Origin of the sequence: Pseudomonas kairouanensis (assembly GCF_004682055.1) — a bacterium.
GTDB classification, from domain to species: Bacteria; Pseudomonadota; Gammaproteobacteria; order Pseudomonadales; family Pseudomonadaceae; genus Aquipseudomonas; species Aquipseudomonas kairouanensis.
The window spans coordinates 47,787-65,001 of record NZ_QUZU01000009.1 but is presented as its reverse complement, the minus strand read 5'-3'; the positions used below and the strand labels follow the sequence as shown (position 1 = coordinate 65,001).

15 protein-coding genes are annotated in these 17,215 nt (G+C 62.0%); 8 read left to right on the top strand and 7 right to left on the bottom strand.

What is annotated here, in order from left to right; translation table 11 throughout:
- Positions 1-28: 28 nt before the first annotated feature.
- From bioD to bioB, 5 genes are all read right to left on the bottom strand, one after another.
- Positions 29-709 carry a dethiobiotin synthase gene (gene bioD / locus DYL59_RS09890; protein ID WP_135289023.1) on the bottom strand — a complete coding sequence of 227 codons (681 nt, stop codon included), beginning with the start codon at positions 707-709 and terminating at the stop codon, positions 29-31.
- Entirely contained in the window at positions 706-1,518 is an 813-nt protein-coding gene (bioC, locus tag DYL59_RS09885) for a malonyl-ACP O-methyltransferase BioC (RefSeq protein ID WP_135289022.1), read from the bottom strand. Before bioC ends, bioD begins: the two co-directional genes overlap by 4 nt.
- Positions 1,511-2,242 (bottom strand): alpha/beta fold hydrolase, encoded by a 732-nt coding sequence (locus DYL59_RS09880; RefSeq protein ID WP_135289021.1) that lies wholly within the window; start codon positions 2,240-2,242, stop codon positions 1,511-1,513. The genes bioC and DYL59_RS09880 overlap by 8 nt, the downstream gene beginning before the upstream one ends.
- Positions 2,235-3,416 carry an 8-amino-7-oxononanoate synthase gene (bioF, locus tag DYL59_RS09875; protein WP_135289020.1) on the bottom strand — a complete coding sequence of 394 codons (1,182 nt, stop codon included), beginning with the start codon at positions 3,414-3,416 and terminating at the stop codon, positions 2,235-2,237. The genes DYL59_RS09880 and bioF overlap by 8 nt, the downstream gene beginning before the upstream one ends.
- A gap of 150 nt (positions 3,417-3,566) precedes the next feature.
- Positions 3,567-4,622, bottom strand: coding sequence for a biotin synthase BioB (gene bioB, locus DYL59_RS09870; protein WP_016977842.1), 1,056 nt, complete (start codon positions 4,620-4,622; stop codon positions 3,567-3,569).
- Positions 4,623-4,714: 92 nt separating this feature from the next.
- Here bioB and DYL59_RS09865 point away from each other — a divergent pair, with 92 nt between their 5' ends.
- The 5 genes from DYL59_RS09865 (at position 4,715) to rarD (ending at position 10,421) form a co-directional block, all read left to right on the top strand.
- Positions 4,715-5,452, top strand: a complete 738-nt coding sequence (locus tag DYL59_RS09865) for a ComF family protein (RefSeq protein WP_135289019.1) — start codon at positions 4,715-4,717, stop codon at positions 5,450-5,452.
- 59 nt (positions 5,453-5,511) lie between these two features.
- Positions 5,512-6,276, top strand: coding sequence for a TOBE domain-containing protein (locus DYL59_RS09860; protein ID WP_135289018.1), 765 nt, complete (start codon positions 5,512-5,514; stop codon positions 6,274-6,276).
- A 79-nt stretch (positions 6,277-6,355) separates the two neighbouring features.
- On the top strand, positions 6,356-8,254 hold the full coding sequence (locus tag DYL59_RS09855; protein WP_135289017.1) for a PhoX family protein: 1,899 nt from the start codon (positions 6,356-6,358) through the stop codon (positions 8,252-8,254).
- Positions 8,255-8,425: 171 nt separating this feature from the next.
- Positions 8,426-9,400 carry a serine/threonine protein kinase gene (locus tag DYL59_RS09850; RefSeq protein ID WP_016977838.1) on the top strand — a complete coding sequence of 325 codons (975 nt, stop codon included), beginning with the start codon at positions 8,426-8,428 and terminating at the stop codon, positions 9,398-9,400.
- 136 nt (positions 9,401-9,536) lie between these two features.
- Positions 9,537-10,421, top strand: a complete 885-nt coding sequence (gene rarD / locus DYL59_RS09845; protein ID WP_135289016.1) for an EamA family transporter RarD — start codon at positions 9,537-9,539, stop codon at positions 10,419-10,421.
- A 223-nt stretch (positions 10,422-10,644) separates the two neighbouring features.
- Here the strand turns inward: rarD and DYL59_RS09840 are convergent, their stop codons facing one another.
- A complete protein-coding gene (locus DYL59_RS09840) occupies positions 10,645-11,157 on the bottom strand; it encodes a glycine cleavage system transcriptional repressor (RefSeq protein WP_135289015.1) in 513 nt (170 codons plus the stop codon).
- A 363-nt stretch (positions 11,158-11,520) separates the two neighbouring features.
- On the opposite strand from DYL59_RS09840, the gene DYL59_RS09835 reads away from it, so the two are divergent.
- Positions 11,521-13,698, top strand: a complete 2,178-nt coding sequence (locus tag DYL59_RS09835; protein WP_135289014.1) for a malate synthase G — start codon at positions 11,521-11,523, stop codon at positions 13,696-13,698.
- Between the two features lie 179 nt (positions 13,699-13,877).
- Here the strand turns inward: DYL59_RS09835 and DYL59_RS09830 are convergent, their stop codons facing one another.
- Positions 13,878-14,324, bottom strand: coding sequence for a response regulator (locus tag DYL59_RS09830; protein ID WP_135289013.1), 447 nt, complete (start codon positions 14,322-14,324; stop codon positions 13,878-13,880).
- 245 nt (positions 14,325-14,569) lie between these two features.
- Here DYL59_RS09830 and DYL59_RS09825 point away from each other — a divergent pair, with 245 nt between their 5' ends.
- A complete protein-coding gene (locus DYL59_RS09825) occupies positions 14,570-16,492 on the top strand; it encodes a putative nucleotidyltransferase substrate binding domain-containing protein (RefSeq protein ID WP_337678418.1) in 1,923 nt (640 codons plus the stop codon).
- Positions 16,489-17,196: a 3'-5' exonuclease gene (locus DYL59_RS09820; protein ID WP_135289011.1), complete on the top strand. Its 708-nt coding sequence runs from the start codon at positions 16,489-16,491 to the stop codon at positions 17,194-17,196. Before DYL59_RS09825 ends, DYL59_RS09820 begins: the two co-directional genes overlap by 4 nt.
- Positions 17,197-17,215 lie beyond the last annotated feature (19 nt).

Below are 17,215 nucleotides of genomic sequence, written 5' to 3'. Positions count from 1 at the left end.
TGGCACAATGCCTTAGCGATAGCCAAAATCAGTCAAGCAAATCCAACTGCAGGTACGCCGACACGGCTTCAGCACCGGCGTGCCTAAGTTTTGGCACCCTTCCCAGGCACGGGGCGGGCAGTCTCTCGGCCAGCGTGGCGAGGTTTTCTTCCAGACGAGAGGTCTTGGGGTCGATGATATTGGCCACCCACCCGGCCAGCTGCAAGCCATCGCGGGCGATGGCTTCGGCGGTGAGCAAGGCATGGCTGATGCAACCCAGGCGCACCCCCACCACCAGGATGACCGGCAGTTTGAGCGCCATGGCCAGGTCCGACAGGTTGGCCTGGTCCGCCAAGGGCACACGCCAGCCACCTGCGCCTTCGATCAAGGTGAACTCCGCGCCTTTCGCCAAAATCTGCTGCATGGGCTTGAGCAATGACTGCACCGTCAGCGACACCCCCGCCTCCCGCGCCGCAAGGTGCGGTGCAATAGCCGGTTCGAACGCCACCGGGTTGACCTCGTCGTAGCGCAGCGGCAATGAACACTCGGCCAGCAACGCCAGGGCATCGGCATTGCGCAAGCCCTTGGGCGTTACCTGGCAACCGGAAGCCACCGGTTTGCCGGCCGCCGTGCTTTTGCCGGCTTGCCGCGCCGCGTGCAACAGGCCAGCGGCAACGGTGGTCTTGCCAACATCGGTGTCGGTGCCGGTGATGAAATAGGCGGCGCTCATAGCGGTTTCTCCAGTACGGCGTACACCACTTGATACGTGGCGGGCAGACCCTGAGCTTCACGGAACTGCTCATAAGCCTGCACCAGTGCAACAATCCGCGCGCGCCCCGTCAACCCTCCCGGCCGGCCGGGGTTGAGGTTATGCGCGCCCAATGCCTTCAATTCATGGGTCAGGCTGCGCACATCCGGGTAATGCAGCACATGGGGGCGCCGCTCCAGGCTCACCACCCGCAGGCCGCTGGCCGCACACAATTGCTGGTATGCCTCAAACGTACGGAAGCGGTTGACGTGCACCAGGCCATCGGCCGCGCGCCAGCTCTGGCGCAACTCGTCCAGCGTGCCCACGCACAGGCTGGCGAACGCCAATGTGCCGCCGGGTTGCAGCACGCGATAAGCCTCGCTGAGCACCGCGTCGAAGTTCGCGCACCACTGCACCGCCAAGCTGGAGAAGATCAGATCCACGCTGCCAGCCTTGAGCGGCAAGCGTTCGGCATCCCCTGCGATGAAGTGTTGTGCGCCGCCCAGCGGTCGTGCATGGTTGAGCATGCCTTCGGCGATATCCAGCGCGATGCCTTGGCTGACGGGCAAGCGCTCACCCAATACACGGCTGAAATACCCCGTGCCACAGCCCATATCCAGCCAGCGTTGCGGTGCGCTGCCAGCCGGCAAAGCGGCTAACAACTCACGGCCCACGGCACGCTGCAACTCGGCAACGCTGTCGTAACTGGCGGCGGCGCGGGAAAACGAAGCCGCCACCTGGCGCTTGTCCGGCAAGGTACCTGGCAGTGGGGCGTGGGATAAATCAGTCATCGACACACTCATGCAAAAAAGCCTGGATGGCCCCCGCTACACCGTGGGGGTCCTCCAGAAGAAACGCGTGACCGGCCTGTTCAATCAGGCCGATTTCAACATCGGGCAGCAAGCTCAGCAGGTGGCTGGCGGCTTCGGCGGGCACCAGTTCATCCATCCCGCCGAACAGATGCAATTGCGGGCCGCGAAAGGCCAGCAGGGCTTCGCGGGTGTCCAGTTGGGCAAGCAGCTCAAGGCCGGCCATCAACAGATTCGAAGGCGTATTCGGTGCACCGCTGACCAACAGGCGCGCCAGCCCGCGTGGGTCCTGGGCGCCCTTGGCACACAACAGGCCGAAGCGTTTGAGGGTCACCTGGGAATCGGCATGGCAACCGGCAAGGAAGGCATCAAAGGTTTCGGCGGGCATCGCGCTCGGCCAGCTGTCATGGGCGACAAAGCAGGGGTTGCTCGCCAGGGTCAGCAGGCCGCAGCAACGCTCACCGCGCCGCGCCGCCAACTCAGAGGCGAGCATACCGCCCAGGGACCAGCCGCCCAGCCAGGCGTTGTCCGGCAGCGTAGCGTCGAGTTCATCCAGCCATTCATCCAGGTCACTGGACTCAAGCGCAGGCAACGGCTCGACCTGCACCCGCAAGTGCTCATCCAAGCCCTGCAGGGCTGCGGCCAAAGGCTCCAGCGGCGATACACCAAGGCCCCAGCCGGGCAGCAATATCAGTCGATCACGCATGGTTGGGCTCCGTGGCGCCTAACAAGCGCAAACACGCTTCCAATGCGTTTAACAGTAGCTGCACCTGCGCCTGCGTGTGGGCCGCCGTCAAGGTCACCCGCAGACGTGCACTGCCGGCGGGCACGGTTGGCGGACGAATCGCGGTGACCATCAGGCCGCGCTCGCGCAACATCTGCGACAGGCGCACGGCCTTGGCGCTGTCGCCGATCAGGATCGGCTGGATCGGCGTGAAGCTGTCCATCAAATCCAGGCCAAGCTGTTCGGCGCCCAGGCGGAATTGGCGGATCAACGCATTGAGGTGTTCGCGGCGCCAATGTTCGGTGCGCAGTAACTCCAGGCTTTTCAGGGTGGCGCAGGCCAGCGCGGGCGGTTGGCTGGTGGTGTAGATGTACGGCCGGGCGAACTGGATTAGGCTTTCGATCAGCTCTTCACTGCCAGCCACAAATGCGCCGGCGGTGCCAAAGGCTTTGCCCAAGGTGCCGACCAATACCGGCACGTCTTCCTGACTCAAGCCGAAATGCTCGACGATCCCACCACCGTTGGCGCCCAACGGACCAAAGCCGTGGGCGTCGTCCACCATCAACCAGGCGCCTTTGGCGCGCGCCTCACGGGCCAGCGCGGGCAGGTCGGCCAGATCACCGTCCATGCTGAATACGCCATCGGTGACCACCAGGGTATTGCCGGTGGCTTTCTCCAGGCGCTTGGCCAGGCTGTCGGCATCGTTGTGCAGGTAACGATTGAACCGCGCGCCGGACAACAAGCCGGCATCCAGCAACGAGGCGTGGTTAAGGCGGTCTTCCAACACCGTATCGCCCTGCCCCACCAGCGCCGTGACGGCACCCAGGTTGGCCATGTAGCCGGTGGTAAACAGCAGCGCGCGTGGGCGACCGGTGAGGTCGGCCAGGGCTTCTTCCAGTTCATGGTGAGGGGTGGAGTGGCCCACCACTAGGTGCGAGGCGCCGCCGCCCACGCCCCAACGGGACGCACCGGCGCGCCACGCTTCGATCACTTGCGGGTGATTGGCCAGGCCCAGGTAATCGTTGTTGCAGAACGCCAGCAGCGGCTGGCCGTCCACCACCACTTGCGGGCCCTGGGGGCTCCCAAGCAAAGGGCGTTGGCGATAAAGGTGTTCGGCACGGCGGGCAGCGAGGCGCGCGGAGAGATCGAAAGACATGCAGGCCTCGGTAGATCCAAAACTAGAGACTGGGCACGATCAAATGTGGGAGGGGGCATGCTCCCGATGGGGGCGTGTCAGTCGGTATTGGAATGACTGACCCACCGCTATCGGGAGCAAGCCCCCTCCCACATTTGGACCGCATTTCAATCACACGACGGCGTTGTAGAACTGCTCACTGCTCTTTTGCTCAACCAGCGCCTGCTCGATCGCCGCCTGATGCACTTCATCGGCGTGCTCTTCACGCGCCTCCGGCAGGATGCCCAGGCGCGAGAACAGCTGCATGTCCTTGTCCGCCTGCGGGTTGGCGGTGGTCAGCAACTTGTCGCCGTAGAAAATCGAGTTGGCACCGGCAAAGAACGCCAGGGCCTGCATCTGCTCGTTCATCGCCTCACGGCCGGCCGACAGGCGCACATGGGACTGCGGCATCAGGATGCGCGCCACGGCCAGCATGCGGATAAAGTCGAACGGGTCGATGTCCTCGGCATTTTCCAGCGGCGTACCGGCGACCTTCACCAGCATGTTGATCGGCACCGATTCCGGATGCTCCGGCAGGTTGGCCAACTGGATCAGCAGGTTGGCACGGTCATCGAGGGACTCACCCATGCCCAGGATGCCGCCCGAGCAGATCTTCATCCCTGAATCGCGCACGTAGGCCAGGGTTTGCAGACGTTCGCTGTAGGTGCGGGTGGTGATGATGCTGCCGTAGAACTCGGGCGAGGTATCGAGGTTGTGGTTGTAGTAGTCCAGGCCCGCCTGGGCCAGGGCTTCGGTCTGGTCCTGGTCGAGGCGGCCCAGGGTCATGCAGGTTTCCAGGCCCATGGCCTTCACGCCTTTGACCATCTGCAACACGTAGGGCATGTCTTTGGCCGAGGGGTGCTTCCAGGCGGCGCCCATGCAGAAACGGGTCGAACCGATGGCCTTGGCGCGGGCAGCCTCTTCGAGGACCTTCTGCACTTCCATCAGCTTTTCTTTTTCCAGGCCGGTGTTGTAGTGACCCGACTGCGGACAATATTTGCAATCTTCCGGGCAGGCGCCGGTCTTGATCGACAGCAGGGTCGACACTTGCACACGGTTGGCGTCGAAATGCGCGCGGTGCACGGTCTGCGCCTGGAACAGCAGGTCGTTGAACGGCTGCACGAACAGCGCTTTGACTTCGGCTAAGGACCAATCGTGACGCAGAGTGGCGGTGGTGCTGGCGCTCATGGGCGATTCCTTGATTATGCTTTGGCAAGCGCTGCGGGAAGGGCAATACCCACAGGCACGACACGGATGTTCGGCATATTTAAGGAAGATTCATGCACTGTCAACCCGAATACAAACACAAGGTTTACATCTGGTTAAAAAACAACCACGCCTGTTTAATCTGCGATGAGGCGACTGACTCTCAGGATTGTGTGTGCAACGTCTGCGAAATCGCACTGCCATGGTTGAGGGAACACTGCGGGGTATGCGCCTTGCCCCTACCGATGGACGGTCTGATTTGCGGCCCGTGCTTGAAAAAGCCCCCTGCGTTTAAACAGGTCATCGCCCCCTGGACCTACAGCTTTCCGGTGGACAGCCTGATCAGCCGCTTCAAGCACCAGGCCCGCTGGCCGTTCGGCCAACTGCTGGCGCGCCTGATGGGGCAGCACCTGCAACACCGTTTCGACAACACCGGACTGCCCCGCCCCCACTGCCTGCTGCCGGTGCCCATGGCCCGCCAGCGTTTGCGCAAACGCGGCTACAACCAGGCCGCCATGCTGGCACGATGGCTGAGTGAGCACCTCAGCATCCCCTATGAAGAACGTCTGTTGTTACGCCCCCATGAAACCGTCGCGCAACAGGCCCTCGACGCCAAGACCCGCCAACGCAACCTGCTCGGCGCCTTCGCCCTGGCCCCCGATGCCCAAGTGCAAGGCCGTCACTTCGCCCTGGTGGACGACGTGCTCACCACCGGCGCCACCGCCCACAGCCTGGCGCGCCTGCTCATGAACGCGGGCGCCCGGCAAGTGGACGTGTACTGCCTGGCCCGCACCCCTAAACCGGGAACCTGACTTGACGCCAGCCTCCCCTTGCCCGCAACGTTCGGCCCATCTCTTCCAAGCGTATCGTCATGTCTCTACCGACTTCCCTCAGCCAACACATCATCCGCCGCCCCCAGCGTATTGCCTTGCTGGGGCATATTGCCGAGCAGGGTTCCATCACCCGCGCCGCTAAAAGCGCCGGCCTGAGTTACAAGGCGGCCTGGGACGCGATTGATGAGCTGAATAACCTGGCGCAACACCCGCTGGTCGAACGCAGCGTCGGCGGCAAGGGCGGTGGCGGGGCCAAACTGACGGCCGAGGGTGAGCGGGTACTACGGCTCTACCAGCGCTTGCAGGTGTTACAGGCCGAAATCCTGGGCTGCGACGAGGCGGCCAGCGACTTCAACCTGTTGGGCCGCTTGATGTTGCGCACCAGCGCGCGCAACCAACTGCATGGCCAGGTCATTGCGATTGAGAGCCACGGGCGCAACGACCTGATCCGTCTGCAACTGTCGGGCGGGCTGACGCTGCAAGCGCAAATCACCCACGACAGTACGCAACGCCTGGAACTGGAAACCGGTGTGGAAGTGGTCGCGCTGATCAAGGCCGGGTGGCTGGAATTGATCGCCACCACGCAAGCTGCAACACCTGGACACAATTGCATGAGCGGTGTGATCGAGACCCTTCTCCATGCCGACGACGGCCCTAGCGAAGTGCGCATCGTCCTGCCTAACGGTCAGGTTTTATGCGCGCTGGCACCCGCCAGCGCACTCGCGGCGATGAACGCCGACGAAGGCCAACCGATCCAGGTGCAATTCGCACCCAGCCAGGTATTGCTCGGCACACCGGTGTAGCCAAGCCCTGCCGTCAAACTGCAACAATTGCGTCACGTTCGCTCCTTATGGTGTGTGCAAAAACCACAGGGAGCCCGTGATGAGCCTATTAGAAGACAACCAAGCCACCGACCTCGAACAGATGGTCGGCCTGACCCGCCGCCGCTTTATCGGCGCCGGTGCCCTGTGTGGCGCCGCCCTGTTCCTGGGCGGCAACCTGCTGAGCCGTAGCGCCCTGGCCGTCAATGCCGCCAGCGCCAGCCCGTTGCTGGGTTTCACCAGCATCGCCGCCGCCACCAACGACGCCATCAGCCTGCCGCCAGGCTACAGCGCCTCAGTCCTCATCAGTTGGGGTCAGCCGCTGAGCAAAAACGCGCCCGCCTTCGACCCTTCTGGCAACGGCACCGCCAAGGCCCAGGAACAGCAATTCGGCGACCATAACGACGGCATGAGCCTGTTTGCCTTTCCCGGCGACGACAACCGCGCCCTCATGGCGATCAACAACGAATACACCAACTACCGCTACCTCTACGCCCACGGCGGCGCGCCCCAATCGGCCGAAGAGGTGCACAAGGCCCAGGCCGCCGAAGGCGTGTCGGTGATTGAAGTACGACGCCAGGGAGACACCTGGCAGTTCGTGCAGGATTCGCGCTACAACCGGCGCATCCACGGCAATTCGCCGATCCGCCTCAGCGGCCCCGCCGCTGGCCACGCCTGGCTCAAAACCAGCGCCGACAAAACCGGCACCAAAGCCCTTGGCACCTTCCAGAACTGCGCCAACGGCAAAACGCCTTGGGGCACTTACCTGACCTGTGAAGAGAACTTCACCGACTGCTTCGGCAGCACCGACCCACAACAGACCTTCGACGCCGGGCAAAAACGCTACGGCGCAGTGGCCGCCAGCAAAGACATCAACTGGCATCAACACGACCCGCGCTTCGACTTGGCCAAGAACCCCAACGAACTCAATCGCCACGGCTGGGTAGTGGAAATCGACCCGTTCGACCCCACATCCACGCCGGTCAAGCGCACCGCCCTGGGCCGCTTCAAGCATGAAAACGCCGCCCTGGCAGAAACCCAAGACGGCCGCGCCGTGGTGTACATGGGCGACGATGAGCGCGGTGAGTTCATCTACAAGTTCGTCAGCCGCGACAAGATCAACCACAAAAACCCCAAGGCCAACAAAGACCTGCTGGACCACGGCACCTTGTATGTGGCGATCTTCGACGCCGGCGACGGCCATGCCGACCACCCCAAGGGCAAGGGGCAATGGGTGGAACTGACCCACGGCAAGCACGGCATCGACGCCAGCAGCGGTTTTGCCAGCCAGGCCGAAGTGCTGATCCACGCGCGCCTCGCCGCCAGCGTGGTGAAAGCCACCCGCATGGATCGCCCGGAATGGATCGTGGTCAGCCCCACCGACGGCCAGGTGTATTGCACCCTCACCAACAACGCCAAGCGCGGCGAAGACGGCCAGCCGGCGGGCGGGCCCAACCCGCGCGAGAAGAATGTGTATGGCCAGATCCTGCGCTGGAAGGCCGATGCCGATAACCACGGCGCCTCGACTTTTACCTGGGACCTGTTTGTGGTCGCGGGCAACCCAGGCGTGCATGCCGGGACGCCAAAGGGCGGCTCGTCGAACATCAACCCGCAGAACATGTTCAACAGCCCCGACGGCCTGGGCTTCGACAAGGCTGGGCGGCTGTGGATTCTGACGGATGGGGATTACAGCAACGCCGGCGATTTTGCGGGCATGGGTAACAACCAGATGCTGTGCGCCGACCCGAGCACCGGGGAAATCCGCCGCTTCATGGTGGGGCCGGTGGCGTGTGAGGTGACGGGTATCAGCTTCTCACCGGATCAGAAGACCTTGTTTGTGGGGATTCAGCATCCAGGGGAAACCGGGGGGTCCACATGGCCGGAGCATCTGCCAAACGGTAAGCCGCGCTCGTCGGTGATGGCGATTCGGCGAGATGATGGCGGCATAGTCGGCGCCTGATAAACCCTCTTCGCGAGCAAGCCCGCTCCCACACTTGACCGAGTTCCAGCATGAGAATGCGGTCGAATGTGGGAGCGGGCTTGCTCGCGAAGGCGTCCGCACAGCCACCGCCTATCTATGCTGTTACCATACCCGGCCGGACGCGGCGCCCTGCTGCGCGCAGGAGTTCGCATGGCCCACCCGTTTGAAACACTCACCCCCGACCTCGTTCTCGACGCCGTCGAAAGCATCGGTTTTCTCAGCGATGCGCGCGTATTGGCGCTCAACAGCTACGAAAACCGCGTGTACCAGGTGGGTATCGAAGACTCTGAACCACTGATCGCCAAGTTCTACCGCCCCCAGCGCTGGACCAACGAGGCGATCCTGGAAGAACACCGCTTCACCTTCGAACTGGCCGAGTGCGAAGTGCCCGTGGTTGCACCCCTTATCCACAACGGCGAAAGCCTGTTCGAACACGCAGGCTTTCGTTTCACTCTGTTCCCCCGCCGTGGCGGCCGTGCGCCGGAGCCGGGCAATCTCGATCAGCTCTACCGCCTGGGGCAACTGCTGGGCCGTTTGCATGCGGTGGGTTCTACCCGCCCGTTCGAACACCGCGAAGCGCTGGGCGTGAAGAACTTCGGCCACGACTCCCTCACCACCTTGCTCGAAGGCAACTTCATCCCCAAGAGCCTGCTACCGGCCTATGAGTCGGTGGCCCGCGACCTGCTCAAACGCGTGGAAGAGGTGTACAAGGCCACCCCCCACAAGAACATCCGCATGCACGGCGACTGCCACCCCGGCAACATGATGTGCCGCGACGAGATGTTCCACATCGTTGACCTGGATGACTGCCGCATGGGCCCGGCGGTCCAGGACCTGTGGATGATGCTCGCCGGTGATCGCCAGGAATGCCTGGGGCAGCTGTCGGAATTGATGGACGGCTACCAGGAATTCCACGACTTCGACCCGCGTGAATTGGCGCTGATCGAACCCCTGCGCGCCTTGCGCCTGATGCACTACAGCGCCTGGCTGGCGCGCCGCTGGGATGACCCGGCGTTTCCCCACAGCTTCCCGTGGTTTGGCAGTGAGCGGTATTGGGGGGACCAGGTGTTGGCGTTGCGTGAGCAATTGGCGGCACTGAATGAAGAACCACTGAAGCTGTTTTAACTGCTTTTATTTGGGAGGGGGCGTGCTCCCGATTGCAGAGTGTCAGTCAGCACATTCATCACTGATACACCGCTATCGGGAGCAAGCCCCCTGCCACAGAGAGCAGGCCACATACACACCTAGCAAGGACTCTGCAATGCAAGCCGCCAACCCCCGCAAGGGGTACATCCTGGGCCTGAGTGCCTATATCACCTGGGGCCTGTTCCCGCTCTACTTCAAAGCCATCGCCAGTGTGCCCGCCGCCGAAATCATCGTACATCGCGTGTTGTGGTCGGCGCTGTTCGGCGGTTTGCTGCTGATGGTGTGGAAGCACCCCGGCTGGTGGCGCGAGCTGCGCGACAACCCCAAGCGCCTGGCGATTCTGGCGCTGAGCGGTTCGTTGATTGCGGCCAACTGGCTGACCTATGTGTGGTCGGTCAACAGCGGGCGCATGCTGGAAGCCAGCCTGGGTTACTACATCAACCCGCTGGTGAATGTGGTGCTGGGCATGTTGATCCTCGGCGAGCGCTTGCGGCGCCTGCAATGGGTCGCGGTCGGGCTGGCGGCGGTCGGCGTGGCACAGCAGGTGTGGCAGGTAGGCAGCCTGCCGTGGGTGTCGCTGGTGTTGGCGCTCACCTTTGGTTTCTACGGGCTTATCCGCAAACAGGCACCGGTCAAGGCACTGCCGGGGCTGGTGGTGGAAACCTGGATGCTGGTGCCGATTGCCATCGCCTGGTTGCTGTTCAACCCGATGGCCCACAGTGCGCAACTTGAGTTCTGGAGCACGTCCGAAGCCTGGTGGCTGGTGGCTGCCGGCCCGGTTACGCTGGTTCCGCTGGTGTGTTTCAACGCCGCCGCACGGCATTTGCCCTACACCGCCCTGGGCTTTTTGCAGTACGTCGCGCCAACCCTGGTGCTGCTGGAAGCCGTGCTGTTGTTCGGTGAACACCTGGCACCGAGCACACTGACGGCCTTCGCCTTTATCTGGGCTGGCCTGGTGGTGTACAGCGTGGATATATGGCTGAGCGCCCGCAAAAGCTGATCAAATAACATACAAACCTCTGCAAGCCACAGCGGGCGTGGCTTGCAGCCATCCACCCCAAGGTTATCCACAGCCTGGTCCCCGCCATTTGTGCACAAGCTTTTGAAATTGCTCGTTTTTTGCTCAAATCAACGCAAAGCCCGGCCGGCGTGGCCTGGCGCCGGGTCTCTACAGGTTATCCACAGGCCCATGCAAGATTTAGATGCATAACCTTGTGGGCAGATTATTCCTCGTGGTGCAGTTCCACCATCAAGTCATCGGCCAGGGTTTCCAGGGATAACTGCAAGGTGTCCAGGGACAACGACGTCGGCACCTGCAACAGCGCCTCGGCGGTAAACAGCGGGTCACCGCTCATGGGCGCGGGGCGCACATCGGTGCTCAGGCTCTCCAGGTTCACGCCCTGCTGGCTCAACAATGCGGTGATCTCACGCACAATGCCTGAACGGTCGTTGCCCACCAGCGTCATCATGATCGACTTGGACGCCGAGGCCTGCCCGCTGCTGCCCTCTCCCACCAGCACACGAATGCCGTGTGTGGATAAATCCTCCAACGCGCCCACCAACGCCTGACGGCTTTCTGCAGGAACGCTGACCCGCAGGATCCCGGCAAACTGCCCGGCCATGTGGGCCATGCGGCTTTCCAGCCAGTTGCCACCGTGGGCAGCGATGTTCTGCGCAATGCGTTCAACCAGGCCGGGTTTGTCGGCGGCGATAATTGTGAGTACAAGATGGTCCATGGCGAAACTCCGCTGGTGGTTATTCCTGTAGGAGCGAGCTTGCTCGCGAAAAACTTCAAGACACCGCGCAAATCCAGAATGCCGCGTCATCGTTGACGATTTTCGCGAGCAAGCTCGCTCCTACAAGGTGGACGCAGGATTACTCGAAAACAAATCGTGTACCATTTTTATATTTATCTGGAACAATCCAATAGTTTTTTGAGAACATCCTGTTCTCCGCTGTGACCGTACGACCAAAGTGGGTCGCTAAACGACGTATTTAGTCTAATTTTCACAACCGCAAGTCATCATGTAGTATGCGCAACCTGGCACTACATAATGAAAATCTAAAAAGCGCTTAAGCTGTGCAGAGTGAGGCAAGCAATGACTGAACACGTTCAAGTCGGTGGCCTGCAGGTCGCCAAAGTCCTGTTCGACTTCGTGAACAACGAAGCCATTCCCGGCACCGGCATTACTGCCGACCAGTTCTGGGCCGGTGCCGACAAGGTCATCCACGACCTGGCGCCGAAGAACAAAGCCCTACTCGCCAAACGCGACGAATTCCAAGCGCGGATCGATACCTGGCACCAGACCCACTCGGGCCAGGCCCACGACCCGGTGGCCTACAAGGCCTTCCTGCAAGACATCGGATACCTGCTGCCAGAAGCCGCAGACTTCCAGGCCACGACCCAAAACGTCGACGACGAAATCGCCCGCATGGCCGGCCCTCAGCTGGTGGTGCCGGTGATGAACGCCCGCTTCGCCCTCAACGCCTCCAATGCGCGTTGGGGCTCGCTGTACGACGCGTTGTATGGCACCGACGCCATCAGCGAAGCCGACGGCGCCGAGAAGGGCCAGGGCTACAACAAGGTGCGTGGCGACAAGGTGATTGCCTTCGCCCGCGCCTTCCTCGACGAAGCCGCACCGCTCAGCGCCGGCAGCCATGTGGATTCCACCGGCTACAAGATCGTCGATGGCAAGCTGATCGTCAGCCTCAAGGGCGGCAGCAACAGCGGCCTGCGTGACGATTCGCAGCTGATCGGTTTCCAGGGCGACACCGCCCAACCGATTGCGATCCTGCTCAAGCACAACGGCCTGCACTTCGAAATCCAGATCGACGCCAGCACTCCGGTCGGCCAGACCGACGCCGCCGGCGTCAAAGACGTGCTGATGGAAGCCGCGCTCACCACCATCATGGACTGCGAAGACTCCGTCGCCGCCGTCGATGCCGATGACAAAGTGGTGATCTACCGCAACTGGCTCGGCCTGATGAAGGGCGACCTGGCCGAAGAAGTGGCCAAGGGCGGCAAGACCTTCACCCGCACCATGAACGCCGACCGCGTCTACACCGGCGTGAATGGCCAGGACGTGACCCTGCACGGCCGTTCGCTGTTGTTCGTGCGCAACGTGGGTCACCTGATGACCATTGATGCGATCCTGGACAAAGACGGCAACGAAGTACCCGAAGGCATCCTCGATGGCCTGGTCACCAGCCTCGCCGCCACCCACAGCCTCAATGGCAACAACAGCCGCAAGAACAGCCGTACCGGCTCTGTGTACATCGTGAAACCGAAGATGCACGGCCCGGAAGAAGCGGCGTTCACCAACGAACTGTTCGGTCGCATCGAAGACGTGCTGAGCCTGCCACGCAACACCCTGAAAGTCGGGATCATGGACGAGGAGCGCCGTACCACGGTCAACCTCAAGGCCTGCATCAAGGCGGCCAGCGAGCGCGTGGTGTTTATCAACACCGGCTTCCTCGATCGCACCGGTGACGAAATCCACACTTCCATGGAAGCCGGCGCAATGGTGCGCAAGGCCGCCATGAAGGCGGAAAAATGGATCGGCGCCTACGAAAACTGGAACGTCGACATCGGCCTGAGCACCGGCCTGCAAGGCCGTGCGCAGATCGGTAAAGGCATGTGGGCCATGCCCGACCTGATGGCGGCGATGCTCGAACAGAAAATCGCCCACCCACTGGCCGGCGCCAACACCGCATGGGTACCCTCGCCGACAGCGGCTGCGCTGCACGCGCTGCATTACCACAAGGTCGATGTATTCGCCCGCCAGGCCGAGTTGGCCAAGCGCGAACGTGCGTCGGTGGACGACATCCTGACCATTCCTCTGGCCACCAACACCGATTGGTCCGACGAAGAGATCCGCAACGAACTGGACAACAACGCCCAGGGCATCCTCGGCTACGTTGTGCGCTGGATCGACCAGGGCGTGGGTTGCTCGAAAGTGCCGGACATCAACGACGTGGGCCTGATGGAAGACCGCGCCACCCTGCGTATTTCCAGCCAGCACATCGCCAACTGGCTGCGCCATGGCATCGTCAACGAAGCCCAGGTGCTGGAAAGCCTCAAGCGCATGGCGCCGGTGGTGGACCGTCAGAATGCCGGGGATAAGCTGTACAACCCGCTGGCACCGGATTTCGACAGCAACATCGCCTTCCAGGCAGCGGTGGAGTTGGTGATTGAGGGCACCAAGCAGCCTAATGGTTATACCGAGCCGGTGTTGCACCGCAGGCGTCGGGAGTTCAAGGCTAAAAATGGCCTGTAAATGAAAAAAGCCCTGGTCGAGAGACCGGGGCTTTTCTTTGGGTTCTTTAGTGACTTTTAGGGCCTCATCGGGGGCAACCCCCCTCCCACATTTACTGTATTTACACATTTTAATTTGTGAACACAGTCAAAGGTGGGAGGGGGCTTGCCCCCGATGAGGCCCTAAAAGCTGCCACAGAATCAGGAAGCCATCCCCAGCTCCCGTTTCACCATCTTCGCCAGCTTCACGCTATCGATAGGCTTGAGCAAAAAGTCCACCACGCTCAAATGCATCGCATCGATCACATCCGGCGCCTCGGCGTCCCCAGACATGATGATGATCGGCAACGCCGCCCGCGTGGATTCACGCACCTGGCGGATCAACTGAAGGCCATTGCTTGGCGCCATGCGCAGGTCGGTGATCAGCAAACCGATAGAGCTGGTGGACTTCAACAACTCCCACGCCGCCTCACCACTGTCGGCGGTCATGCAGCGAATACCGTCCAGCCCCAGGATTTCCGCCAGCAGTTCACGGGCGTCCTTGTCGTCATCGACGATCAACACCCTTTGCGGCGGTAAATCAGGCTCCAGCATCACGGCGCTCAGCGCCTCGCGCTCGGCATCACTCAAAATATCGTGGTCGGACATACGGTTCTCAGCAGTTCTCATCAATCTCCCAGCACACTCGTCAGACATCTGCGGAAGGGCGATCAATGTGCACTTCGTCGGAAAGTTTGCCTAGTGGGCTTTCTACGGGGTTTAGCCGATAGTGATGTAAGGTTTTTCCCTAAGTTTAGGCCCTTTGTATCGACCTAGACTTACGTCCAATGGGCACCTGCCGCGCAGGGGTCGACCATGAGGGCTGATAACGACAAAAAAATGCGGTCATGGTTATGAGTAAAGCTGATGCCTTCGCCCAGGCGGGAAAAACTGCTGTGTTGCAGAATATCCACGGCACCCTGCAGTTCCTGCAACGTTTCCCTCCGTTCAACCAGATGGAAAACGCCCACCTGGCGTTTCTGGTGGAGCAATGCCAGCTGCGCTTCTTTGGCCCTGGCGAGAGCATCCTCAAGCCATCCGGCGGGCCGGTGGAGCACTTTTATATCGTCAAGCAGGGCCGCGTTGTAGGCGAGCGCCCCGAGTCGACCGAAACCACCTTCGAAATCACCACCGGCGAATGCTTCCCCCTCGCTGCATTGCTAGGTGAGCGCGCCACCCGCACCGAGCACAAGGCCGCCGAAGATACGTTCTGCCTGCAACTGAACAAGCCGGCGTTTATCAAGCTGTTTGCCCTGTCCAGCCCGTTTCGCGACTTTGCCCTGCGCGGGGTCAGCAGCCTGCTGGACCAGGTCAACCAGCAGGTGCAGCAAAAAGCCGTGGAAACCCTCGGCACCCAGTATTCCCTGAACACCCGCCTGGGCGAATTGGCCATGCGCCACCCGGTCACCTGCAGCCCGCAAACGCCGCTGCGCGAGGCGGTCACGCTGATGCATGAACAGCAGGTCGGCAGCATCGTGATCGTGGACGCCCACAAGGCGCCGCTCGGGATTTTCACCCTGCGCGACCTGCGCCAAGTGGTGGCCGACGGCACCAGTGATTTCAATCAGGCCATCGACGGCCATATGACCCAAGCACCGTTCTTCCTGACCCCGGACCACAGCGCCTTCGACGCGGCGATTGCCATGACCGAGCGCCATATTGCCCATGTGTGCCTGGTCAAGGAGCAGCGCCTGTGTGGCGTGGTGTCCGAGCGCGATTTGTTCTCGTTGCAGCGTGTGGACCTGGTGCACCTGGCCCGCACTATCCGCAATGCGCCCAGGGTGGAAAACCTGGTGGCGCTGCGCGGGGAGATCGGCCAACTGGTGGAACGGATGTTGGCCCATGGCGCTTCGTCCACGCAGATTACCCACATCATTACCTTGCTCAACGACCACACCGTGTGCCGGGTGATCGAGCTGACCCTGGCCGACAAAGGCGACCCCGGCGTGCCGTTCAGTTGGTTGTGTTTTGGCAGCGAAGGCCGCCGCGAGCAGACGCTCTACACCGACCAGGACAACGGCATCCTGTTCGACGCCAAGGACGCCGCCGAAGCCGCCGCGATCCGTGCCCGGCTGTTGCCGCTGGCCCAGCAGATCAACCAGAGCCTGGCGCTGTGTGGGTTCAGCCTGTGCAAAGGCAACATCATGGCCGGCAACCCCGACTTGTGCCTGTCGCGGGCCGAGTGGGCGCGGCGTTTCGCAGCGTTTATCCGTGAGGCCACGCCGGAGAACCTTCTGGGGTCGAGCATCTATTTCGATCTGCGGGTGGTGTGGGGCGACGAACGAGGCTGTGAACAACTGCGCCAGGGCATTCTCGACCAGGTGGGGGATAACCGATTGTTCCAGCGCATGCTGGCTGAGAACGCGTTGCGTCAGCGTCCACCTGTAGGACGTTTCCGCGAGTTTGTCCTCACGCGCAAAGGCAGCGAAAAGGCCACCCTCGACCTCAAGGTGCAGGGCCTCACCCCCTTTGTCGATGGCGCACGCCTGCTGGCCCTGGCCAATGGCATCCACGCCAACAACACCCTGGAGCGCCTGCGCCAACTGGTGGTCAAGGAAGTCATCGAGCCCCTGGATGGCGCCGCCTATGAAGAGGCGTATCACTTTATCCAGCAAACCCGCATGCAACAGCACCAACTGCAAACCCGCGAGAACCAGCCGTATTCCAACCGCGTCGACCCCGACAGCCTCAACCACCTGGACCGGCGCATCCTGCGTGAATCCCTGCGCCAGGCCCAACGCCTGCAAAGCAGCCTGACGTTGCGGTATCAGCTGTGAGCTTGTTCGGTTGGCTGCGTGGGAAAAAGCCTAGTCTCGACCCCCATCAACAGCAACGCCTGGCGCAGTTGGCCCCGCCCGCCCCGTTGGGGAACGGCTCACTGCGCAATCAACGCTGGGTGGTGGTGGACCTGGAAACCAGCGGCCTGAACCTCAACCGCGACCAGGTGTTGTCCATCGGTGCGGTGGTGATTGAAGACGGCGCAGTGGATTTTTCGCAGATGTTCGAACGCACCCTGCAACGGGCCGACACCAAGCTGAGCCCCAGCGTGCTGATCCACGGCCTGGGACCGAGCGCCATTGCCGCTGGCAGCGACCCCGCGCAGGCCTTGCTGGACTTTATGGCGTTTGTCGGCGAGAGCCCGCTGCTGGCGTTCCATGCGCCGTTCGACCAACACATGCTGTGCCGGGCGCTCAAGGACAGCCTGGGTTACCGCCTGGCCCATCCGTTCCTGGATGTGGCAGACATCGCCCCGCTGCTGTGCCCCGAGGCGTCCATGCGCGAAGCCGGGCTGGACGACTGGATCAACCACTTCAACCTGCACGTAGGCGAACGCCACCACGCCAGCGCCGATGCCCTGGCCACGGCCGAGCTGATGCTGATCCTGTTCAGCCGGGCACGCCAACAGCACATCGACACACCTCAGGCATTGCAGGAGCGCTTGAGCCAATGGAAACGGCGTAAACAAGCGCCATCGTTTTAATCTCATCTCCCGACAGACG